Annotated in this window: 17 protein-coding genes; 11 read left to right on the top strand and 6 right to left on the bottom strand. The window is 49.8% G+C overall.

From position 1 onward, the window contains the following. Positions 1 to 16 precede the first annotated feature (16 nt). Positions 17 to 4,132 carry a two-component regulator propeller domain-containing protein gene (locus ASG33_RS10195; RefSeq protein ID WP_082489179.1) on the bottom strand — a complete coding sequence of 1,372 codons (4,116 nt, stop codon included), beginning with the start codon at positions 4,130 to 4,132 and terminating at the stop codon, positions 17 to 19. A 228-nt stretch (positions 4,133 to 4,360) separates the two neighbouring features. Here ASG33_RS10195 and ASG33_RS10190 point away from each other — a divergent pair, with 228 nt between their 5' ends. Further along, positions 4,361 to 4,963 (top strand): GDSL-type esterase/lipase family protein, encoded by a 603-nt coding sequence (locus ASG33_RS10190; protein WP_056283970.1) that lies wholly within the window; start codon positions 4,361 to 4,363, stop codon positions 4,961 to 4,963. Between the two features lies 1 nt (position 4,964). Beyond that, a complete protein-coding gene (locus ASG33_RS10185; RefSeq protein ID WP_229238615.1) occupies positions 4,965 to 5,717 on the top strand; it encodes an esterase family protein in 753 nt (250 codons plus the stop codon). A gap of 27 nt (positions 5,718 to 5,744) precedes the next feature. On the opposite strand, the gene ASG33_RS10180 is transcribed toward ASG33_RS10185, so the two are convergent. Beyond that, positions 5,745 to 6,305, bottom strand: a complete 561-nt coding sequence (locus tag ASG33_RS10180) for an RNA polymerase sigma factor (protein ID WP_056283967.1) — start codon at positions 6,303 to 6,305, stop codon at positions 5,745 to 5,747. 384 nt (positions 6,306 to 6,689) lie between these two features. Between ASG33_RS10180 and ASG33_RS26260 the strand changes: the two genes are divergently transcribed. The 3 genes from ASG33_RS26260 to ASG33_RS10160 are packed head-to-tail and all read left to right on the top strand — an operon-like array spanning position 6,690 to position 8,197. Continuing rightward, a complete protein-coding gene (locus ASG33_RS26260) occupies positions 6,690 to 6,917 on the top strand; it encodes a helix-turn-helix domain-containing protein (protein ID WP_056283962.1) in 228 nt (75 codons plus the stop codon). After that, a complete protein-coding gene (locus ASG33_RS10165) occupies positions 6,895 to 7,215 on the top strand; it encodes a HipA N-terminal domain-containing protein (protein WP_056283960.1) in 321 nt (106 codons plus the stop codon). Before ASG33_RS26260 ends, ASG33_RS10165 begins: the two co-directional genes overlap by 23 nt. A gap of 1 nt (position 7,216) precedes the next feature. After that, positions 7,217 to 8,197: a HipA domain-containing protein gene (locus ASG33_RS10160; protein ID WP_056283957.1), complete on the top strand. Its 981-nt coding sequence runs from the start codon at positions 7,217 to 7,219 to the stop codon at positions 8,195 to 8,197. An 85-nt stretch (positions 8,198 to 8,282) separates the two neighbouring features. Here ASG33_RS10160 and ASG33_RS10155 read toward each other — a convergent pair whose 3' ends face one another. Together ASG33_RS10155 and ASG33_RS10150 are read right to left on the bottom strand one after the other, a co-directional pair. Then, a complete protein-coding gene (locus ASG33_RS10155; protein WP_056283954.1) occupies positions 8,283 to 10,067 on the bottom strand; it encodes a RagB/SusD family nutrient uptake outer membrane protein in 1,785 nt (594 codons plus the stop codon). Between the two features lie 6 nt (positions 10,068 to 10,073). After that, positions 10,074 to 13,430: a TonB-dependent receptor gene (locus ASG33_RS10150; protein WP_056283950.1), complete on the bottom strand. Its 3,357-nt coding sequence runs from the start codon at positions 13,428 to 13,430 to the stop codon at positions 10,074 to 10,076. A gap of 496 nt (positions 13,431 to 13,926) precedes the next feature. Between ASG33_RS10150 and ASG33_RS10145 the strand changes: the two genes are divergently transcribed. Then, positions 13,927 to 14,793, top strand: coding sequence for a lysophospholipid acyltransferase family protein (locus ASG33_RS10145; RefSeq protein ID WP_056283947.1), 867 nt, complete (start codon positions 13,927 to 13,929; stop codon positions 14,791 to 14,793). A gap of 15 nt (positions 14,794 to 14,808) precedes the next feature. Here ASG33_RS10145 and ASG33_RS25560 read toward each other — a convergent pair whose 3' ends face one another. Further along, on the bottom strand, positions 14,809 to 15,987 hold the full coding sequence (locus ASG33_RS25560) for an ABC transporter permease (protein ID WP_162242738.1): 1,179 nt from the start codon (positions 15,985 to 15,987) through the stop codon (positions 14,809 to 14,811). A 129-nt stretch (positions 15,988 to 16,116) separates the two neighbouring features. Here ASG33_RS25560 and mnmH point away from each other — a divergent pair, with 129 nt between their 5' ends. The 3 genes from mnmH to ASG33_RS10125 are packed head-to-tail and all read left to right on the top strand — an operon-like array spanning position 16,117 to position 18,956. Beyond that, positions 16,117 to 17,172 carry a tRNA 2-selenouridine(34) synthase MnmH gene (gene mnmH, locus ASG33_RS10135; RefSeq protein ID WP_056283941.1) on the top strand — a complete coding sequence of 352 codons (1,056 nt, stop codon included), beginning with the start codon at positions 16,117 to 16,119 and terminating at the stop codon, positions 17,170 to 17,172. Beyond that, positions 17,169 to 18,209 carry a selenide, water dikinase SelD gene (gene selD / locus ASG33_RS10130; RefSeq protein ID WP_056283938.1) on the top strand — a complete coding sequence of 347 codons (1,041 nt, stop codon included), beginning with the start codon at positions 17,169 to 17,171 and terminating at the stop codon, positions 18,207 to 18,209. The genes mnmH and selD overlap by 4 nt, the downstream gene beginning before the upstream one ends. A gap of 45 nt (positions 18,210 to 18,254) precedes the next feature. Beyond that, positions 18,255 to 18,956 carry a DUF2490 domain-containing protein gene (locus tag ASG33_RS10125; protein ID WP_056283935.1) on the top strand — a complete coding sequence of 234 codons (702 nt, stop codon included), beginning with the start codon at positions 18,255 to 18,257 and terminating at the stop codon, positions 18,954 to 18,956. A gap of 30 nt (positions 18,957 to 18,986) precedes the next feature. Here ASG33_RS10125 and ASG33_RS10120 read toward each other — a convergent pair whose 3' ends face one another. Next, positions 18,987 to 19,370, bottom strand: coding sequence for a DoxX family protein (locus ASG33_RS10120; protein WP_056283933.1), 384 nt, complete (start codon positions 19,368 to 19,370; stop codon positions 18,987 to 18,989). Between the two features lie 112 nt (positions 19,371 to 19,482). On the opposite strand from ASG33_RS10120, the gene ASG33_RS10115 reads away from it, so the two are divergent. Beyond that, positions 19,483 to 19,821, top strand: coding sequence for a helix-turn-helix domain-containing protein (locus ASG33_RS10115; RefSeq protein WP_056286325.1), 339 nt, complete (start codon positions 19,483 to 19,485; stop codon positions 19,819 to 19,821). Between the two features lie 50 nt (positions 19,822 to 19,871). Beyond that, the gene (locus tag ASG33_RS10110) at positions 19,872 to 23,660 is read left to right on the top strand and encodes a metallophosphoesterase (RefSeq protein ID WP_056283930.1); all 3,789 of its coding nucleotides are present in this window, start codon (positions 19,872 to 19,874) and stop codon (positions 23,658 to 23,660) included. The last annotated feature ends 17 nt before the right edge of the window (positions 23,661 to 23,677 follow it).

Here is a 23,677-nt window from a genome sequence, read left to right as displayed (position 1 = left end):
TATGTAACATTCATCGTCAGAGCGCAGGCGGCGCAGCACTGCTCTTTTTACGACCGGCGTAAGCAGAAGGCAGCTCGTTGAACTTCTCGCGGAAATGTTTGGCAAAATATTTCGGATTATTAAACCCGACCTGGTAAGCGATTTCGGAAACAGTAAGCTGGCTTTGTTCAAGAAGCTGGCGCGAGCGGTCGAGGCGGATCGTGCGGATAAAATCGACGGGCGACTGGCCAGTCAGGGTATTAAGTTTTCTGTATAAATGAATGCGGCTCATGCCCAACTCCTTGCTGAATGCCTCCACTGAAAAATCCGGGTTAGCCATATTCTTCTCAACTACCTCAATGGCTTTCTGAATCAGCTTCTCGTCCAGTGAGCTGATCGCCACATCCTTTCCTTTGATGGTCACCTGCTGGCGGTAAGCCTTACGGGCTGCATTTTGCTGGTTGAGCAGACTTTTGATCTTCGATTGTAGTATTTCAAAATTGAAGGGTTTTTCAATGTAATCCTGCGCGCCTGTCTGGTAACCTTCCAGTTTTTGTTCCTCCGAGTTGCGTGCGGTCAGCAACAGCACCGGAATGTGCGAAGTAGCGGCATTCTCTTTCAGCCTGCGGCAAAGCTCGATCCCGTTCATTTCGGGCATCATTACGTCACTTACGATCAGGTCGGGCAGCTCGCCCAATGCATTTTTCAGTCCCGCCTTTCCGTCTGCCGCTTCAAGGATCTGGTAGTTTTCGGAGAGGTTTTCTTTTAGGTAATGCCGGAAATCCGCGTGGTCTTCCACGAGCAGGATCTTGGCGCGTGCAGGAGGTAAGTCTGCCGGTTGTTCAGCGATGAGGGGCGCAGCTGCCGGGCTCAGGCCCGTTTTCTGATCGGGCTTAACTTCACCGGGATCGGGCGCGGGAAGTGTGACGGTAAAGCAGCTTCCCTGGTCTGGCACGCTGGAAACGGTGATGGTACCTCCGTGTATCCTGACAAACTCCCGGGTAATGGAAAGTCCGATGCCGCTTCCCTGGTTGACCATGCTGGCAGGCAGCTCATTCTGGAAAAAACGGTCGAAGATCTTCTCCTGTTTTTCCGCCGGAATGCCGATCCCCGTATCCATTACATTGATTTCCAAAAACCTGAGCTGGTCGGGATTACGGATGATATTGGTAGTTACCTTCACGGTTCCGTTCTCGGGTGTAAACTTGAATGCATTGGAAAGCAGGTTAAACAGGATCTTTTCGAGCTTATCCTCATCAAAAAGCGTCACAAGCTCTTTAACCTGCGACTCGAAGCTGAGCTTCACATGTTTTTTCTCCGACAGATCCGAAAACGAGAAGGTAGCCTCCCGGATAAACCGGAGAATATCACCTTCCCGCGGATGAAAGCGCAATTCCTGAAATTCAAGCTTACCCAGGTCGAGCAGCTGGTTAACCAGGTTCAGAAGCCTTTTTGCATTGCGGTAAATCAGGTTAAGCTGCCCTTGCCTGCGTGGCTCGTCCGTTTCCCTCACCATATTTTCGATCGGGGACAGGATAAGTGTGAGCGGCGTGCGGAACTCGTGGCTTACATTGGTGAAAAAGTTGATCTTCATCTGATCCAGCTCGTGCATTCGTTGCGCCTCTTTCCTTTCCTGCTGATGCTCAAACCGGATCCGTTCCCGCCGCAGGATCTCTCTTCTTGACAAATACAAAATCAGCCCGAGCAGAATGATGTAACACACTACCGCCGTCCAGGTCTGCCACCAGGGCGGCAGAATGATGATTTTCAGCTCGGCACCGCGCTCTGCCCAGATACCGTCATTGTTGGAGGCAGTTACTTTGAAAACGTAGGTGCCCGGGTCCAGGTTGGTGTAAGTTGCCCTGCCGGATTTATCAAGCGGCGTAATCCAGTCCTTATCAAAACCTTCCAGCTGATATCGGTACCTGTTTTTTTCGGGATGAAAAAAGTCCAGCGCCGAAAATTCAATGGAAATCACATTCTGGTCGTGCCTGAATGTGATCTGCTGACTGCGGCTCAGCGCTTTTTCCAGGATCACCGATCCGTCTGTTTCCTTACCGATACCCACTTTTTTGTTAAACAGATACAGATCGGACAGGACTACCTGAGGTGTTCTGCTGCCGGTCTTTATTTGCTCAGGATCAAAAAGGTTAAACCCCTTTGAGCCGCCGAAAAGCACCTGCCCCGAGCGGGTGGTCAATGCAGCATTCTCCGTAAATTCTTTCCCCTGCAACCCGTCGGATTCATCGTAATTGATAAAGCTGAATTTCCATTGCCCTGTCGTGGCAGATACCTGCATTTTACTGAGCCCGTTAGTCGTGCCAAGCCAGAGATTACCCTGCTGGTCCTCGGTTATAGACAAAATGGTATTGTCAGGCAGCCCGTCTTCTTTTCTGAGTGTGCGAAAGCTGTTGTGTTTTGGGTCATATAAATTCAATCCCTCGTGCGTACCAATCCATAGTAAGCCTCTTTTGTCTTCGAAAATCGTGTGCACCAGGTTGTTGCTCAATGCGCTGTCGCTTTCGGCATTGCTCAGGAAGTGTTCAAATCGATTGGTGGCATAATCGTATCTTTCAAGCCCGTAGGAGGTCCCGATCCATATTTTGCGAGCCTTATCTTCCCGGATCTCGCTTACATAGCTTGCGTGAATGGAATTGGGCGCGCCGCTGGCGAAGTGGGTGAATATCCCCGTAGACTTGTCGAGCCGGTCGAGGCCGCCGTTCAATGTACCTATCCAGAGCTGTCCTTTCGAATCCTCGAAAATCTCCCAGATACTATCGTCTGCAATGCTGTTTTTGTCAGCCGGGTTGTGGCGGAATGTTCTGAATGTTTTCCCGTCGAAGCAGCTGAGCCCGCCATAGTAAGTGCCAATCCAAAGCTTTTTCTGACTGTCGATCAAAAGGCTTACGATCACATTGCTGCCAATGGAACCGGGATCGCCGGCTTTGTGCAGGTACGTTTTGAATGTATTGTTCTGTCTGTCAAAGTATATCAGCCCGCCTCCGTTAGCCGCCAGCCACAGATTTCCTTTCTCATCTTCTGCAAATCGGTTGAGATCGTTGAAAGGTAAACTCGCCGACTTGGAGCGGTTTTGCTCGTAAATGGGGAACCGGAAGATATTTTCATGGTAATAATTGATCCCATCCTTATAAGTTCCCGTCCAGATAATGCCGCTGTCGTCTTTGTAGAGGCTATTGATTGTGTTCTGGCTCAGGCTTTTCTTGTTATCAATATCATGCACCAGGTAACTGATCTGCCATTTTTGTTTGTCAAGAATATTGATCCCGCCGTGATCGGTACCTATCCAGATCAGCCCGTTATTTCCCTCTACAATCCCCTGAATGATATTGGAGTTTAGCTTTGGGCCGGGTGTGTTTTTATCAATGTGGGTAAACGCTTTTGTTTTCGCATTGAAATAATGGACGCCGCTATTGGCCCGGAGCACGTAAATCCAAAGATCGCCGTCTTTGTCGATAGTAATGCTGTAAGGCAGCTGCTGGCCTGCATTCCGCTCCCGGAGCAATGCATTCCGGTAAAGGAGCCGGTGGCTTTGTCCGTCAATTTGATCCAGTATCCCGTTCCGGTGCAGTACCCATAATTTACCCTTCCCGTCCCTGCTGATCGCCGCAATCCGGTTGTCGGCGTGCCGGTAATGCAAATGCCGGGTAGCTTGTCCCTGGCGGTACAGGTAAATCCCCGAAGAATCATGGACAAACCAGAATTGTCCGCGCAAGTCTTTCACAATGTCAGAAACCGCCGCATCAGCAAGTCCGAAGCGGCGCACATACTGCATTGTATTCCGGATAAAAGATTCTTTTTCCGGGTCGAAAATGCTGATCCCTTCAATGGTAGTAACCCAAACCCTGCCTTGCGGGTCTTCAAAAAGCTTGATAATGTGGTTATTCTGAATGGAACTGGAATCGCGGATATCGTTTTTGAAAACACGCACATTCCTGCCGTCGTACCGGTTGAGGCCCGAGATGGTCCCAAACCACATGTAGCCCCGGCTGTCTTTCAGAAAGCAGGTAACCTGATTGTTTGAAAGCCCGCTGGCCGCATCGAGCTTCATAAACCGGTAGGGGGTAGACTGCGCGGAAGCTTCATAGGTCAGGGTAAGAAGAAATAAGAAAAAGAAGAGGATTTTTCCCCGCATCCGGCAGTGTCATTGAGTTTAGTAACCAATATAATACATATCTCACAACTTTGATGTGTGTGGATGTGACGCCTGCGGGAACCGGGCTTCGGGAACGCATTTTATGTAGATAACACAATCAAAAATTTGCCTTAACGTGCAGACAACATTGGTTAGCTATCTTTCATGCAGTTCAGGCGGCAATGCGCCTGCTGTTTATCCGGGCAATGGCCCAATTTGGAATCGCGTATGAATTGGTATGAAGAGGAAGTTTTAAGAGTCGAAAAAGAAGCAGAGAAGCTGGCATTCACGCCGGAGACGATATTCTACGGCAGTTCCAGCTTTACCTTATGGGAAACGTTGTATACTGATTTTGAGGATCTAAATCCCGTTAACCTCGGTTTCGGCGGCTCCACACTGGCGGCTTGCAGCTGGTTTTTCGACAGGATCATGGCCCAGCTCGATCAGCCTAAAACGATGCTGATTTATGCCGGTGACAATGATCTCGGCGACGGACGCAACCCTATGGAGGTATGCATTTTTTACAGGGAACTGCTCGCCCAGATCCGCACCCGCTTTGGCGCAATCCCCTGTTATTATATCAGCATTAAGCCCAGTATCCAGCGTTGGGAGCTGCTGGCAGAGATCAAAACAACCAATCAGCTAATTCGTCAGGAAACTGAAAAAGACCAGCTTCAACATTTTGTTGACATTTTTCCTGCTATGCTGGGCGCGGACGGGCGACCGGTTAAATCATTGTTTGAAGCCGACGGGCTGCATTTGAGCCCTGCTGGATATGCTGTTTGGGAAAAGGAAATTCGTGAAGCTTTAAGGTTGACAGACCACCCGTAATATGATCAGCTCGCCATCTCGCCCGGTAATTGAAAGACAGTACCATAAATGGTTCAGCACCGTGTTGGGCAGGGACATGGAAATGCTTGTTTTTGGGTCAGGTGGGACACCCGTTATTTTCTTTCCCACCAGATCAGCGCATTTCTACGACCTTGAAGACTGGAAGATCATCGACGCCATGAGCGAGCGCATTCACTCCCGTCAAATCCAGGTTTATTGCGTCGACAGTATTGACCGGGAAAGCTTTTACTCCAAAAAGCGACCTGCCGACCGGATCCTGCGCCATTTGCAATACGAGCGTTACATACTCACCGAGGTAATCCCTTTTGTCAGGCAAAGAAACCGGAGTAAGGAGCTGGCAGTCGCAGGGTGCAGCCTTGGCGCTTACCACGCGGTTAATATCGGATTGAGGCACCCCGAAATTTTCACCAAAATCGTGGGAATGAGTGGGCGATACGACCTGACCAAACCGCTGGAATTCTTCGCAGATCTGTTCGACGGATATGTTGACGAGAACATTTATTTCAACATGCCCAACCACTTTGTACCCGGCATCCGCGACCCGAAACTTTTAAAACAGCTCAGAAAGTTGGATCTGACGCTCGTGATCGGGAGGGAAGATGCTTTTTTGCCAAATAACGAACAGCTGAGCGCTTCGCTGAATGCAATCGGAGTACCGCACCAGCTGATTATCTGGGAAGAGGAGGCGCACCGGCCCAGGTATTGGCGGCAGATGGTGAAGCTGTACCTGTAATCTGATCCGCATTCTGATCTTGCGGGACTAGTGATCGGGCGTTTCCGAGAGCATTTCCCTGATCTCTATCAATGCACTTCTAACCCTCGACTTGACGGTACCCAATGCAATTCCCAGCTGAGCAGCGGCATGCTCGTGGGTGTAATCCTGGAAATAGATCAGATCGATCACCTGCCTTTGCTTATCCGAAAGCCGCTCCACATACGCATTCAGCTCAGTAGCGCTCAGGCGCGGATTAGAAATGATCAGCGAGATAATATCTGCCTCTCCAACCGTTTCCCATCCCACATGATTTTTGAATTTCAGATTAGTACGCAGCCTGTCAATGGCCGTGTTGCGGGCAATATTGAGCATCCAGGTGAAAAGCGTTCCCTTTTCTTTCTGGTAGCTTCCAATGTGTATCCAGATTTTCAACAGTGTATCCTGCACAACATCATCAACCTGGTGCTCGTCTCTGATGATCTTGTATACGATTTCCGTTAATGCAGGCGCATAGCGGTCGTGCAGCAACTTGAATGCGGGGTTGTTACCAGCTTTAAGAAGCGCCACCAATTCCGTTTCGGAAAAACTCACATCGTGTTTTTTCATCGAATAACAATCCGGCCGAAGCACGAAGCGAATTTCAGAAATGGGCAGGTGTGAGGTGACCTGCGGAGAGCTGGCTGCGGTAAAGCGCGCGGGTGAAAGGTGTCATGTGAACGTTGTTGATGATGGTAACATACGCCCGGCACTTGTTAAAAAGATCGAAAGGGAAGTTGTTTTTACCGGATTTCTGCCAGATAGAACTTCACTGGACAGTTTTGTTGTAAAAACATTGACGTTAATTCGGTACTATAATTCCGATTGCTATTTTTTTTGTATAAAAAAGTCAATTACTAACCTCAATTAAGCAAAATCGGAATTTTGATACTGATTTTGCTCTGAAATGACTTGATAATTCATTAATATTGTAAAATACGTAACATATTACCGATGAACAGGGTTGAATTAGGAAGATCTATTGCTGCACGAAGGCAGGACTTAGGTTTGAAGCAGGAAGACGCCGCCGAAATGGCGAATCTGACTGCCAAGACACTGTATACAATCGAGCGGGGTAAAGGGAATCCGTCACTGGCGTCGTTGGAAAAGCTGCTTGACGTGTTAGGAATGACTCTTCATATAGCAATCAGATCAACAGATGATGAGGGGGCTCGTTTATAACAATGGCATTTTGGCCGGGTTTCTGGAAAAGGACCAAAGTGGCCTGTATACATTCGAGTATGAGGCGGGTTACCATTCTGATCCGGGGAAGCCTGCAATCAGTCTGACTTTGCCTAAAAGCGTGCGGGTCCACCAATCTGCAGAGTTGTTCGCCTTCTTTTTTGGCCTCTTATCCGAAGGCGTCAACAAGGATATTCAATGCCGTGCGCTGCGGATTGATGAAAATGACCATTTTAAAAGATTGCTTTTAACAGCCGGTGATGATACGATCGGCGCTATAACCGTTAAACCTGAATAATATGCAGTGTGCAGCGTGCTATCGGGAATCGAAACATGATTTTTGTCCCAAATGCAGTAAAAGGCTTTTCGACGGGATCAAAATCGCCGCGCGCCTTTCGTATGCGGCGCCGAAATCTGAAAATCTCCCGGACTATCTGAAACACACATCGAGACTCTCCATTTCGGGTGTACAACTCAAATATTCCCTGCGCCGCGAGGAGAAAGCATTGATACTGACCGAAAATCAAGGCGAATACATTGTAAAACCGGTGCCGCCTTCCACTCAGCTGCTTGCAATTGAAGATGCACCTGAAAACGAGCATCTTACCATGCAGATCGCTGAGCAGGTATTCAAGATCCGTACCGCCGCAAATGCGCTCATCTTCTTCGATGACGGACAGCCTGCCTACATAACCAGGAGGTTTGATTTGAAAACTGACGGAAAGAAATACCAGCAGGAGGATTTTGCCCAGCTTTTGAACAGGACTACCGCGTCCAACGGACAAAATTACAAGTACGATGCTACCTACGAGGAGATCGGGATATTGATCCGAAAACACGTTGCCGCCGCGCCACCCGCGCTTGAAGCACTTTTCAGGCTGGTCGTATTCAATTATATAGTCGGGAATGGAGACGCGCATCTCAAAAACTTTTCACTGATACAACATGAATCAGGCGAGTACAGACTTACACCCGCCTATGATCTGATGAGTACCAAGCTGCACACACCTTATGAAACCGATATTGCCTTAGAGCTTTGTGAAGGATGTCTGGATACGGATTTTTACGCGGCAAATGGATATTACGGCCGGCAGGATTTTATCGGCTTTGCAAAGCGCCTAGGAATAGCCGAGAAAAGGGCAACCGGCATTCTCGATATCTTTATCAACCTTCAAAACCAGACTATGAAGCGTATTGAAAATTCGCGGCTGTCGGAGGAGAGCAAAAGCAACTATTCAAAAATTGTTCTCGACAGGCTTTTACGTCTGAGCAGAAGATAGGGAAACAAAAGCGGGACCGCACATTCGTGCAGTCCCGCTTTTGTTTGTTCAAAAATATTCACGCGGCCCGGTCTCGGGCGAGCTGTTATTGCCAGCCCGGATTTTGGCCCAGTTGCGGGTTTCTGACGCGGTCTGCTTCGGGAATGGGGTAGAGGTACTTCTTGTCTGCCCATTCGCGCGGACCAGGGTTCCAGATCACCTCACCGGAAGTGCCGCCGGAAAGCTGCAGTCTTCCCGCTGCTGTCGACGGACTGACATCAACAAATGCAATCCCCGGCGTTGTGGAAGTTGGCTTGGTACCCTGGTAAAAATGCACGTCATTTTTTCCGTCACCATTCAGGTCGTGTTCACCGAGCTTGCTTACGTAAATTCCATTCATCGCCGCTTTCTGGAACAGGTCACCCAGCCTCCACCGGATCAGATCGTCGCGGCGAAGTCCTTCGAACACCATTTCCGTACCCCGCTCGCGCAGTACTTCCAGCAGCACAGGATCAGTAAACTTACCATTGAAAAACTCTATCATGTACGGATCTGCGACGGTCGGTACCGTGGTCAATGTAGCGCCTGTAATACCAGCCCTTTTCCGGAGTGCGCCAATGGTATTGGTCCATTCAGTTGCTGTCATCAAATCAAGTTCTGCCAGTGCCTCGGCTTTGTTCAGCAGCACTTCACCCCAGCGCATAATAATGTGCGCATTGTCATTGCGGCTCTCGTCATCGTAAGGAAAACGCTCATCAAAAGACCATTTGATAGGTTGGTAGCCCGTCACCGTTTGCGAAAAGTTAGGCGGCGCAATCACGGGTACGCCATTCTCCGTCCGGGTATAATCACCCACGCGGATCGTCTGTTTCAAACGCAGGTCACGGCTTTTGACCTCCTCCACAAAAGGCGTGGTCTTGTATCCCGCCTTGCCCGTAAACGGTGTACCATCCAGGTTGAGGTAAGTATTGACAAACCGGCGGGTCAAACTGGGGCGGTTGCCGTAAGTAGGACTGATAAAGCGCCGGTTGGCCGAGCTGTAAATCTGCAAGCTTGCGCTTAATGCGACGGAAAGAATGGTTTCGTCGGTATATGGCGTGCGGGCGATGAACATTTCGCGGTAAGCTCTGTCAAGAGACGCGCCCTGGTGCAGTGAGAAGCCGGTGATCGCATTCGCTTCTTTGATCACTTCCTCGTACCAGGTTTTGGCAGTCGCCTGCTTGTTGTAGCTGGTGTGATACTTGCGGAAAGACGCTTCGTACAAGCAGATCCGCGTTTTGTAAGCACGTGCCACGTTTTTGGTAATGCGGGTAACAGATGGATCGGAGGTTAATGTAATGTTTTCAATGGCAAAATTAAGATCAGCCAAAACCTTGTCCATTACTTCGAAACGATCGTCACGCGGCGCATTCAGCTTTTCCATATCAGTCACTTCGATCGGTGTTTCGATCCAGGGCACATTGCCGAAGCGCTTTACTTTATCAAAATAAAAGTAAGCTCTGAAAAAGCGGGCAAGACCCAGGTAATGGTTCTTGGTGCCTACCGTGCTTTTCTCCGTATTGGCAATGAAATAGTTGATATTACGGAGCGGCCGCCAGTTATCCAGTGCCCAGCCTGAGCTGGTGATCGGGCTCAATGCGCCCACAGCCAGGTAATCGTCTACCCCGTTTCTTGCCACGATATCAGAAACATCATCGTCCTGAAAAACACCCACGTCGGTATTTGGCAACAGGTCATAAAAAGAGTTGCTATACAATTCCAGACCACTTTCGGAGCCAAAAACGGCTTCGTTGGTCGCAGTGTCCACAGGGACTTCATTCAGGTCGCACGAGCTGGTTACCAGCAGAAGTGAGAGGGCCAGTGTGCTGCTTATGTATTTGAATTTTTTCATAACTGATTAAAAGTTAAGTGTCAGACCTACTGATATTGCTTTGAGCATCGGGTAGTTGTATCCGTCACCCGAAGTACCGCCGCTGAGGTCAGGATCGGACCCGTAAATGTTCGTAACATCCGTATCGCGTGTCCATTTGTACATCGGAGACCAGGTCCAGAGATTCTCCGCAGACAGGTACACCCTGAGATCGCGCGCATGGATTTTATCCACAAAACGCTGCGGAATGTTGTAGCCTACCTGCAGGTTTCTCAGCCTGATATACCCTGCATTCTGCAGGAAGCGGTCATTAGGTACCTGCAATGCGCGGCCGGTACCCTGGGCTGTGTAGCCGACCAGCCGGGGCAGGTATGCATCGAAGTTGCCCAGCTCGGGACGGAACATATTGTCTTCGTGCCAGCGGGGATATGCATTGTACGGTCTGTTATACTGTCCCCAGAAACGCGCCTCTGCCGACGGGTACCAGTCCTGTTTCATCACGCCCTGGAAAAGCCCGCTCAGGAAGATGCCATTCCAGTCGCCCGACAGGTTGATACCGAAAGTGCGGCGCGGCTCGGAGTTCCCGATGATCCGCTTGTCGCCAGAATTGCCGACCCTGTTCAGTCCGTGATAGATCACATTGTCGCCGTCGAGGTTCTTGAATTTAATATCGCCGGGATAGTTTTTCCGCGTGTTTGTATTTGGGATATTGGCCTGGGAAGGTGATTCCTGGATCTCGGCTTCCGACCTGAACAATCCTTCGACCTGGTAACCCCAGATCTCGCCAATGCGCTGGCCTTCGTAAAATTCTCTCTGGCTTTCGTTCGGATTATTGACGTTCGTCAGGTTCTTGTCCGGGTTGTTGTATTTGGTGATGATCGCCCAGGAATCCGCCAGCATAAATTTCAGGTTGTATTTAAATGGCTTTGAACCCAGGTTGAACTGATCTGCCCAGTCTACTGTCAGCTCCCATCCTGTTGTTTTCAGGTCTGCATAGTTGCCTTTCGGAACCTCGATACCAAATACATTAGGCACAGTTGGACCTACTGTAAACATATCCGAAGTGCGGCGCTGGTACATATCCCCGGTAAATGAAAGCTTGTTCCTGAGTGTGAAGAATTCAAGACCTACGTTGCCGGTAGTGGAAGTTTCCCAGGTAAGTCCGTCGGGAACAACACCCGGCTGGCGGGTACTCTGCGGACGAATGCCATTGATTACCCGGCCCGACTGCGAAATGGAGAATTTCTCGTTGAAAGAATAAGGATCTACATTACCATTACCCAGTGAACCGTAGGAAGCGCGCAGTTTCAAATTGGAAAATACATTCGGGTTTACATTCCAGAAAGGCTCTTCCGAAATACGCCAGCCGGCTGATACCGACGGGAAAAATGCCCATTGCTGACTGGTCGGGAATTTTGAAGAACCATCATAGCGGCCATTCACTTCCAGGAGGTAACGCTCGCGGAAGTTGTAGTTCAGCCTGAAAAATCCACCTGCGATCGCCCATTTTTGCAAACCACCCGCAGTTACAATGCTTTGTCCCAGTGCCAGGTTGATATCGTCTGCATCTGCATACACAAGCCCGTTCCGGCGTGCCGTCAAATTGCTGTAATTGGATTGCTCATAGTTGAAACCGGCCAGCAATGTGAAGTTATGTGCATTATTAAAAGACTTCACATAATCAGCGTAAAAGTTGGTTGCGAGGTAGTTGGTAGTCCGCTTTCTTTCCTCGATATCATTGGTATTTGTCCCTGTGTAGCCGATAATGCCTTTTGCACGGCTGTAAGGAACCTGTACACGGTTTTGCTGACTGCCAATGTCGGTACTCTGGAAAGTAAGGTCAGCACGAACGGAAAGTGTTTTGTCAAAAAACTGGGCTTTGGCAGCAACCTTGTTTTTGAGGAACCGCTGTGTATTGTCAATGCCATTTTTCCCGATATAGTAATCTCCTACAGTATAGGCAGCAGAGAAAGAAAGCGTTCCGTCCGGATTGAGCATCGGTGCCAGCGGGTGGCCTTCATCGGCGATGTTACGGTAAATCCCGCTCCCCTCACCGACGTTGATCGGCTGGTGGTACTTCATGGTCGAGTACTCGGTATTGTTGTCGATCCGCAGCCAGGGTGTTACCTGAATGCTGCCTTTCGCACGGAGGTTGTACATATTGTAAGTATCCGTATTGTACCGAAACAAGCCGCCTTGCCCATTGTAGCGCCCGCTCAGCAGGAAAGTAGCTTTATCGTTACCGCCCGAAATGGACAAGTTGTGGTCGTGCGCGCTGAAACGTTCCTTGTAGAGTTCCCGGTACCAGTCGGTGCTGTAAAAATACTGGTACTCGCCTGTATTGGGGTCCACTTCGAAGCGCGGCAAAGAAGGATCTTCCCATCTTCTTTTGATCTCTGCGAGATAGGCCGGTGAAAAGCTGATCGTTTTGTTGATCGCGGTCGGAGTATTTCCATTGTCGTTCCAGCGCGACCATGCGTCGCTGAAACCTTGCGCCCACGGGTACGACTCCACAATGTTGTCGGGCACCTCGGTGGGGGATTTAACGGAATAATTGGCTGAGTACGAAACCGTCGTCTTACCTTCCGCGGCCGACTTGGTCGTGATCAGTACCACACCGAATGCAGCACGCGCCCCGTAAATCGAAGCCGAAGCTGCGTCTTTCAGTACCGAAATGCTTTCGATATCGTTGGGGTTCAGAAAGCGTGGGTCCGCTTCCACACCGTCGATAAGCACAAGCGCATTCCCGCGCTGGCCGATGGACGTGGTACCGCGGACATTGAATGCAGGCGACTGGGTTGGCTTACCGTCGAGCATGCGGAGGTTCAGGTTCGGAACCGCTCCAACAAGTCCCTGGGCCACATTCGTGATCGGGCGGTTGCGCAATACTTCCTGGCCAACCTGGTCTACGGCGCCGGTCAGGTTTACCTTCTTCTGAGTACCATATCCGACTACAACCACTTCGTTCAAAGATTTGGCGTCGGCTTTCATCTGCACATCAATGGCGCTTCTGGTACCAATCTCAATTTCCTGGGCAAGGTATCCCACATAGGAAAATACCAAGGTGGTGCCGCCTTCCGGAACGCTGATGCTGAAATTTCCATCGGCGTCGGTCACAGTCCCTACCTGGGTTCCCTTCACAACTACGTTTACCCCGGGGAGGCCCTGGGGCGTTGGTCCGTCGGTTACCTTGCCGGTCACCTGGTGATCGGCCACAATGGAGGGCGCGGTCGTGCGTGGATAGGGGGGCGGAAGAAGTAATTCTGCCTTTGCGGGTGTTTTTGCCCAGCTTGTTCCGCTAACCAGAGCGATCAACGCAAAGCGAGCGAGCGAGTTTTGTACGGTGCTCCCCGAGAGGAACAGCCTGTTCTTGCAGCAATGCATAAGGGTAGATTTTGATTAATAAATGAGTTGGTGAGTTGAATATTAGCTTGCAGTTCGAGGAGTGGAGTTCGTTCAATGCTTTTGGCATAGTGTGAAACAACCGCAGGGTTTGACGGTGTAAAATTGAATAATTCCGATAAGATGTACTTTCGAAGAGGAGGTATTTAACAATTTGATAATTTAATCGGGGTTACAACCGAAAGCGTATGGTAATGGTACTTTACTATTATTTATTTAAATTTTAATAACAACTTGCCTTTTGCGATAACCTGTCAAAGTCTGTGAGAAACAGCCGAAAACACGGGTGATTTATTGTTTCAGGATGCTGATCTGTTTGCCTTTCGTACAATGTGGTCGCGGGGGAAGCTATTATTCGGGTAACTTTGCAGGCGTTTTCAATGTAAGCTGGGATTTTCCGTTTTAACATGGATCCAGGGGATGAATACCGGGCGGTTTGAACCCATTGCATTGGACGGCAGTTATTAATTGACCAGCTATGAAAAATAACTCACAAACTTCTGCCTTCACCGGCATCAATAAATTCCTGTTCATTGCCGCATCAGCATTGTCATCCCTGATCTATCTGGTGACCTACCATTTGATGAAGTACCGCTACAAGGTTATCAAGAAAAATCTTTCAACTTCTTTCGGGCGTGAAGGCGAACAAAGGATCAGAACGATCATTTCCAAATACTACAAACACCTGGGCGACCTGGTGATCGAGCCGTTTTTATATTATATCGTAAGTCCGGGAAGCCGCAAAAAGCTGGCTAATTATACCAACCCGGAGCTGCTGGAAGAATTTTACCGCAACAAAAAGCACGTGGTGCTGCTGGCTTCGCATTATGGTAACTGGGAGTACCTGATTAATCTGCCCAAAGTGGTGGATTTTGAGGTGTATACTGCCTATACGCCCATTTCCAATCCGCGTATCAATAACTGGATCCTGAAAATGCGGTCTTCGCTGGGCGTGCGTTTGATTCCGAAGAAAAATTTTTACCGGGGCGCATTATCTACCTTGAAGCAGCGTGAAAACCCTTCGCTGGTGGTTGTGATCGCAGACCAGAGACCGGCCATGGACGCCAAGTATTTCGTCGATTTTTTAGGTCAGAAAACGCGGGTACAGATCGGTGCGGAAAAGCTGGCAATTGCTTCGGATTCGGCGGTTGTGTATCTGGAATGCACCAAAAGATCCCGTTTTCATTACGATTATACCTTTCACCTGATTTCGGAAAAACCATCTGAGGTGTCGCCGATGACGATCACGGATGCTTATTATAACAAACTGGAAACCAACATCTCCAAAGCCCCCGCGCACTGGCTATGGTCGCACGACCGCTGGAAAGCACTTCCGCTGGGCTGATCGCGGTATCTTCATTCAGGATTTTTTATGGATCAAGTAGGTGCGCATCGGTTCTGACGGTACACGCAAAACGATCCAGTAACCGATAAGTACACTGCTCACAACGGACAGGATCACTGTGCCTGTTGCGATAGCGGTAAATGCAGGTATATGCTGGGTGAATGGGATTTCTAAAAAGAGAGCCGCAGCAGCTACCAGGATCGCCGAAACCACACTTGCGATTGCGCCGGAAGCCAGTACCAGCACAAAAACGCGCCGGATCAGCTTGCTGTTTCGTTCCTTGTTTGTGATGGTTTGATAATCGTCACCCAGACTGATCTGTAACAATACCATTTTAACAAGGCTATTCAACGATTCCAAAAGCACGAGTAGCATGATGACCACAGCGGCACACAATGCGAAAACCTGGAAACGGCCGAGCAAAGGATTGAAAAAACCATTTCTGAGCGGTTCAATGCGAATTGCTTTGTTAGTCAGCAAATTTTTAAAGGCTCCTTGACCTGAAAACAGTTTGCTTACTGTTTCACTTGCAGTTTGCCTGCTTGTATTTTTCTTGAACAACAGGTAAGTAACAACACCAATTTCTTCCATTTTTCCGCTTATCTTCTGATCATGCAGCTGCACAAGCGTGGGCATTGAAACAAACAGGCCTGCCTGGATCTGGGAATTTCCCGGGAGCTCTTTCACAAGTCCCGTTACAGTCACAGGTTGGTTTAAATCTCCTGAATAAAACATCTTACCAACCGGATCCTGCTCCCCGAATAGCGCTGTTGCCGTTTGGCCGGTCAGTACAGCAGTGAAAGGGTGCTGCAAAGCAGTCTGCGCATTGCCACTTACCATAGGGAAATCAAAGATTTCAAATACCGAAGCATCCGCAAAAACGCCATCAACAGTTATGGAATGTGAATGGCTGCTTTTTAGCTGGAAGCTGCTGTGTATGATCCTGGCTGATTTTTCAATGAGGTTCAAACCTGAACCTATCCTGGTAGCGGCATTAAAAGAAGAAATACTGCTGGTTGTCTGCTCGCCGGGCGTGCTCCAATCCGTCATTAACTTATAAATGCGGTGAGATTTCGTATGAAAGCGGTCGTAGTCGAGCTGGTATTTGAAATAGCAGAAAAGGGGAATGCAAACGGACATAACGAGACAGAGGAGCACTAAGCGGATCCTGATTTCTTTCCGGACGTTGATCATTGACAGGCAGGGATGATATCTGAATACTTCTACTGTATTATACTCGAGTATTCGAGCCGAGGTTGGGTCTGGCGCATGATAATTCTCAATCAGAAATAGTGTTAATTTGTCAAAGCCCCTGCATTTATTATGATCAACAATATCTCCATTCAGGAATATCTCTCCATGCAAGCCGGCATTGTGCTGGCTGACGTGCGCACACCCGCTGAATTTGAACACGCCCATATTCCGGGCGCCGTTAACCTGCCCTTGTTCAGCAATCAGGAGCGGGTGCTGGTGGGGACTACCTACAAGCAGGTCAGCCGGGAAGCCGCTATTTTGCTGGGCTTTGATCTGACCGGTAATAAATGGTCGGGCTTCATCAGGCAGGCACTTGAACTGGCACCCGACAAGCGGATTGCACTGCATTGCTGGCGCGGCGGAATGCGGAGCGGCGCCATGGCGTGGGCACTGGATTTGTACGGGTTCGAAGTTTTCCTGATCCGGGGCGGCTATAAAAGTTACCGGCAATGGGCTAATCAGCAATTTGCCCGCGAGTACGAGCTGCTGGTACTGGGAGGTATGACCGGCTCGGGAAAAACGAGACAGTTGGGCTGGCTGCGCGAGATGGGAGAGCAGGTGATCGATCTCGAAGAGCTGGCGCGGCACCAGGGTTCAGCTTATGGGACGATGAACAAAATGATACAGCCCACACAGGAGCAGTTTGAAAACAACCTGGCCTGGGTGATGAAAGATATTGACGGGAACCGGCGCGTGTGGCTTGAAGATGAAAATCTGAATATCGGAAAGGTAACTATCCCGCGTGCATTGTGGGCTTCCATGATCCAGGCGCCTTTATTGAATGTGGAGGTGGATATAAACATTCGGGTAGCGGGGCTGGTAGGGGAGTATGGCGCGCTTGACAAGGATTTTCTGATCGCCTGTACACAGCGTATCCACAAGCGGCTGGGACCATTGCAGACCACCCAGGCTATTGAAGCAATACAGCAGGACAAGATGGACGATTTTATCAGGATTGTGCTGGTATATTATGATAAGGCTTACCTGAAAGCACTGGCCAGGTCTGATCCGGGCCGCATTCACACGCTTGCATTGGCAGGAGATTCCCTGGAAGAGCAGGTGAGACAGATTTTAGATTTTGCCAAAACAATCAAAACGCATCGCGTACAATCATCGGTTTTATGAACATCAATGACATTAAGTTAACCCAGTACTCGCACGGCGCGGGCTGCGGATGCAAAATCAGCCCTGCCGTTCTGGATACGATTTTACATAGTTCCGTGCCCGCAGCTATTGACCCGCGCCTGCTGGTAGGTAATGACAAAAGGGACGATGCAGCAGTGCTCGACCTGGGAAACGGTACCGCGCTGATCTCGACGACCGACTTTTTCATGCCCATTGTGGACGATGCATTTGAATTCGGGCGCATTGCTTCCACCAATGCGATCAGTGACGTGTATGCAATGGGCGGGAAACCTGTGCTGGCGATCGCGATACTGGGCTGGCCGGTGGACAAGCTTCCTGCCGAAGTAGCACAGCGCGTGCTGGAAGGTGCAAGAGCTGTGTGTGCGAAAGCCGGAATCACGCTCGCGGGCGGACATAGTATCGACTGCCCTGAACCTGTCTTCGGCCTGGCTGTGAACGGGATGGTGCAGATTGAACACCTGAAACAGAATTCAACAGCTACGGAAAGTTGCAGATTGTATCTGACGAAGCCACTGGGCGTGGGTATCCTGTCAACAGCGCAAAAACGCGGCATTTTGCGGGACGCAGACGCGGCCATTGCGCTGGAAAGTATGACGAAGCTGAATAACCTGGGAGAGGCACTGGGTAAAATGCCGGCTGTTAAAGCACTCACCGACGTGACCGGATTTGGCCTGCTGGGCCACCTTTCGGAAATGTGCGAAGGAAGCGGATTGACTGCCGAGATCGAGTTTGACAAAGTGCCGGTGATTGGCTCGCTTCCCTATTATCTGGAACAAAACTGCTTTCCCGGCGGAACGCAGCGTAACTGGAATAGTTATGGTCACAAAATAGGCGAGCTCACCGAAAAGCAACGCTACATTCTGGCTGATCCTCAAACGAGCGGCGGCTTGCTGATCGCAGTAGAAGGGCAGCAAGCTGAGCATTTTGAAACAGAACTCCGCACGATGGGCTACGACCTCACCTGCTTTGGCACGCTGACCAGCCAGAATGACGGGCCGCTTATTCAGGTAAAGTAAATACCTCTTGGTTGATGAAGGATAACCAATCTAAAACCGACAGAAATGATGGTTACTCCATTCAGGATTTTTATTACTGCATTCGTGCTGATATGTACACACTTCCATGTTTTGGCACAAAATGCGAACAGCGGCTGGACCTTTCTTTCACACACGCAGCAGCTGGGTAAGAAGTGGGACCTTCTTTTTGATGCGCAGGTCCGCACGGGAGATCAGTTCAGGTTAGTAAATACGCTGCTTTTACGGGCGGCGGCGGGCTATCGTGTAAATGATCAAAACGCGTTTGCATTGGGTTATGCGTCAAAAAATGATTGGGAACGCGAAAATAACGAAGTTCAATTCCAGCCGGAACACCGCATTTACCAGCAGTATCAGCTGTCTACCAAACTCGGGCTAACCGAATGGACGGTGCGCGGGCGATTTGAGCAGCGGTTTGTAAAGTCAGAGCAGGTACTGTTTTCGCAACGTGCGCGGGCATTTACCGCTTTTCAGATCCCCATTTTCGCTCAGGACGATTTTAAAAGAGGGTTATACCTCAATTTTCAGGATGAACTTTTCGTGAACGTTTCCCATAAAAGTCACGTGAACAATTCATTTTTCGATCAAAACAGAGTTTTAGGCTCGGTCGGTTACCGATGGAGCGAGAAGATCGACACGGAGCTGGGCTATATGTATTGGTATCAGCGGGAGCAGGATGGGGATGTCGCAACGAACGTGATCCAGCTGATGATCACGACGAGTTTTTAGTCACGCAGCTCCTGAATATTCCGGCCAAGATCACCTTCTTCCCCGGGCAATAAACCCGGCGATCAGCGCGAAGACAAGGTTAAATGCGATACTGGAACCCTCTGACCTGAGAAGGTGAAAAGCAACCGCAGCTGCCATCAATGCAACAACCCCGAAGGCGGCATATCGTGTGAGTTGCGGCCTGATGCCCAGGAGCATCGGAAGGATTAACCCCGCCGCCGCGAGCAGGTCTACTATTCCTGTGAACTTTACCAATCCGGGATGATCTGCGGCCCAGGGCCACATTTGCGCCAATTCGTCGGCAGGCTTAAAAAGTTTCATAAAAGAAGCCCAAACGAGCGTAGCCGCCAGCAGTACCTGCGCAGTCCATAATAATGTGTTCCTTGTTTTTGAAACAGGTTGTTTGCCAGTCATTTCTGAGTTGTTTAGATTGAAGGCAAAACTAGGTACCTTTACTATCGCTTCGATAGCGCTTCCTGTTTGGATAGCGCTATCCGAAAGGATAGTAACGCAAACAAGAAAACAGATGTTAGCAAAAGGTGGTTGCCCCAAAACAATGCTCACGATCAGTGATGCGCTCGAAGCTCTGAACGGCCGGTGGAAATTGTTGATCCTGTTTACACTGTCCGAGCGGCCGAAGCGGTTCAAGGAAATTGCCAGGGCAGTTAACGGGATCACTGATAAGACATTGTCAAAAGAATTAAAGAGCCTGGAAGCAAACCAGCTTATCAAACGGGATGTTTATGACACATTCCCGCCTACTGTCGAATATACCATAACCCCGCACGGGTTATCGCTTGAAAAAGTGCTCGACGAACTGCATTTCTGGGGTTTGGCCCACAGGAAGCAGGTAATCGGCAGTTAGCGTATTCGCCGGTCAATGAGAAATTGCTTCATTATTTTAAGAATTACGCTATGCCCCGACTATTACGATTTGGTTTTCTCTTAATCATTTCATCCATACTTGCATCCTGCGCAGGCTACCGCACCCGCTACTCCCGGGAGGCACAGGACTGGCAGTCAAATGCACCCGATCCTTCGTTGAAGCTCAAACACACGATGTACCTGATCGGGGACGCAGGAAATGACTCCCCCGAGCATCCGGCACCAGTTTTGGAATACCTCAAAGCAAAGCTGGCCACTGAGCCGAAAGAAAGTTCCGCATTGTTTATGGGGGACAATATTTACGAATACGGTATGCCGCCCGCAGAGGATTCGGCCAAACGAAAAGTGGCCGAGTACCGGATCGACTCCCAGCTGGAAACACTTGACGGGTTCAAAGGATATCCCATTTTTCTGCCCGGTAACCACGACTGGCGTGGTTGGGGGATCAAGGGGGTAAAGCGCCAGCAGAAATATGTGCAGGAATATCTCAATTCGCGCCGCGGGAAAACGGATAAGGAGGACTATGAAAACTATTTTCTCCCGCTCGACGCGTGCTCCGGCCCGGAAGTGGTGGAGCTTAACGACAATGTAGTGATCATTGTGGTGGATTCGCAGTGGTGGCTGGCCGACTGGGATAAAGATCCCAGGATCAATGACGGCTGCGAAATCAAGAACCGCGAACATTTCAGGTTTGTGTTTGAGAACGTAGTCCGTAAGTACAGAAACAAGAACGTGGTGATCGCCATGCATCACCCGCCTTATACCTACGGTCCGCACGGTGGCAAGTATACTTTCAGGCAGCATTTATTTCCGCTCACTGATATCAATCCAAAATTGTACATCCCGCTTCCGGTGATCGGTAGTCTGGCGGCTATTTTCCGGGGTACCATCGGTTCCAGGCAGGATGTGGCCAATCAGCATTATAAAGATCTGAGAACGGCCATTCTGGCGGGGGCTAAAAAGAATGGGAACTTCATCATTGCCAGTGGGCACGAACATACGTTGCAATATATAGAGAACGACGACCAGAAAATGATTGTAAGCGGCAGCGGCTCAAAAAACAGCCCCGTCGGAATGGGCAAAGGTTCGCAGTTTGCTTCCACGTCTGTCGGTTTCAGTACGCTCAGTTTTTATGAAGGCGGAGAGACCTGGGTCCGGTATTGGGAGGTCAGTAAAGACGGGAAAGATGCAAAAGTAATATTTCAGAAGAAAGTCAAAGACGCGCTTAAAGTGGCGGCAATCGATCCCGCAACGCATTTTGCAGAATATGCGCAGCAGGCGGATTCCAGCTTGCAATTTGTGAGCAAAACGGTAGTGAAGCCAGTGGGTAAATTTCACAAAGCCTTATTCGGTACGCACAACAGGGACCTTTACACACGCAAATACACATTTCCGGTCATGGATCTTGACCAGACTTTGGGAGGACTGACGCCGGTAAAACAGGGTGGCGGCAACCAGACCAACTCGCTCCGGCTGCGCGCCAAGGACGGAAAAGAATACGTACTGCGCGGACTGACGAAAGATGTAACGCGGTTTTTGCCGGCTCCATTCAACAAAATGACGGCTGCCAAATACGTGGTAGAAGATAATTTCCTGTCCACCAATCCATTTGCACCGCTGGCAATGCCGTCAATGGCGGAGGCTATTCAGGTGTATCACACCAACCCGAAGCTGGTGTATGTACCTGCCCAGCCCGCGCTTGCCAGCTATAATCCCGTTTTTGGCGGCACCATGAATTTGTTTGAGGAGCGGCCCGACGGCAAAAAGTGGAAAGACGCTGCCTATTTCGGGAATGCCGATAAGATCATCAGTACCCCCGATGTGGTTGAGAGCATTTTGGAAAATAACAAAAGCAGGATCGATGAGCCCTGGATGCTGCGTACCCGGCTTTTTGATTTCTTGATCGGCGACTGGGACCGGCACGACGATCAATGGGCTTGGGCCTCCATCAAACAAAAGGACGGGAGTAATCTGCTGCGCCCCATTCCCCGTGACCGCGACCAGGCTTTTTCATTGTATGATGGTTTTATTACCAATGTGGCAGGACAAACGCTACCCTTTTTGCGGCAGCTGCAAAGTTTTACACCAGAGATCAAAAGCATGAAATGGACTACCTGGAGTGCGAGAATGATGGACCGTACTTTTCTGAATGGTCTGAGCTGGGAGCAATGGGAGGAGCAGGTGGAGTTTATACAGGCACGCCTGACGGACGGTGTGATCAGTAATGCATTTTCGGCGTGGCCGCAGGAAGCCAGGGAAGCCGCTTCGCCGGCGACCATCAAAAGCATTACGACCCGAAGAGATAACCTGATGCGCATTGCGAGGGCGCATTATGAATTTCTGGCCAGATCCGTGAATGTAATCGGATCGGAGGAAAAGGAGCGTTTTGCGGTGGAAAGGCTGGATGATGCGCATACCCGGGTGACCGTGTCGGAGATCAGTAAAAAGGGGCAGCTTAAAAAGGAGACTTTTCGCCGCGTTTTTGAAACAGGGCAAACAGAGGTGGTAACCCTGTACGGCAATGGAGATGAGGACGAATTCCTGGTGAAAGGGGATGTGAAAAAAGGGATCAAAATCCGCATAGTGGGAGGTACCGGCAAAGATCTCGTGGTGGACAGTTCGAATGTACATTCAGGCAGCAGGAAAACGATCGTGTATGATGACCTGAAAGAAAATACAGTTTCGCCCGGGCCGGAGACAAACGATAAGCGGACCAACGATTACGGCTTCAATACCTACGAGCGCAGAAGTGCGGAAAGTAACTACGATATCCTCCTTCCCATTCCCATAGCAGGCTATAACCCTGACGACGGTGTTTTTTTGGGTGCCAATGTGAGTCTGACCAAATATGGTTTTAAAAAAGAACCTTACGCTTCCATTCAGACATTCGGCGCCAGCTTTGCTTTTCATACACTTGCCTTTCGCGTCAATTATACAGGTGATTTTATCAATGCATTTAAGAAGTTCGATTTCTACCTGGATACGCATTATCGCGGCCCGACGTACGCGTTCAACTACGCGGGTATAGGTAATGAATCCGTGCGGCCGGTGGATGATCCCAGTTTTTACCGTGTTCGTCAAAGTGCATTGTACGTTTTTCCAGCTATTAAAAAGCGTTTCGCCGGAACAAGCGGCTTTATTGCGCTGGGACCTTATGCGGAGTTCAACGACATTCAGGCAACGGCGGGCCGCTTTATCACTTCGCCGGAAAATGGACTGGATACAGACATTTTTAAAACGAAATATTATTCAGGAGCCAAGTTGCTGGTTGACTTCAATGGGGTAGACCAGATTTCCACGCCCCATCGCGGGATCAGGTTCAATGCGGCATTCAACTGGACGAGTAACCTGAATACAGGCTATAACTTTGCTGCGTTGCGCGCGCATTTGTCATACTACACCCCGCTGGACGCCAGGGAAAATATCATCCTGGCCACTCAGGCAGGAACAGGCCTGAACTTTGGAGACGGTTATGAATTTTTCCAAATGCCCGTCATAGGCGGCAGGCAGGGGCTGCGCGGCTACCGCACGGAGCGGTTTTACGGCACAAGCAGCTTCTGGCACGCAACCGACCTGCGCGTCAGACTGGGGAATAGCGCCAATCCTGCATTGCCACTTACCTATGGTATATTCGGCAGCTTTGATCACGGTCGTGTGTGGCTGGAAGACGATCCTTCTTCCAACTGGCATTTCGACTATGGCGGGGGCATCTGGCTGGCGCCTGTGGATCTGATCACGATCGCGGCCGGCGCATTTATACCCAAAGAAAAAAACGAGGAAAAGCCCAGGATTTCCGTTCAGCTCGGCTTTTGGTTCTAGCATCAGCGAGTGTAAGC

This window comes from Dyadobacter sp. Leaf189, from assembly GCF_001424405.1.
In the GTDB taxonomy this organism is placed as follows: Bacteria; Bacteroidota; Bacteroidia; order Cytophagales; family Spirosomataceae; genus Dyadobacter.
The sequence above is the reverse complement of the archived record's forward strand: the minus strand, read 5'-3'. Positions and strand labels throughout refer to the sequence as shown.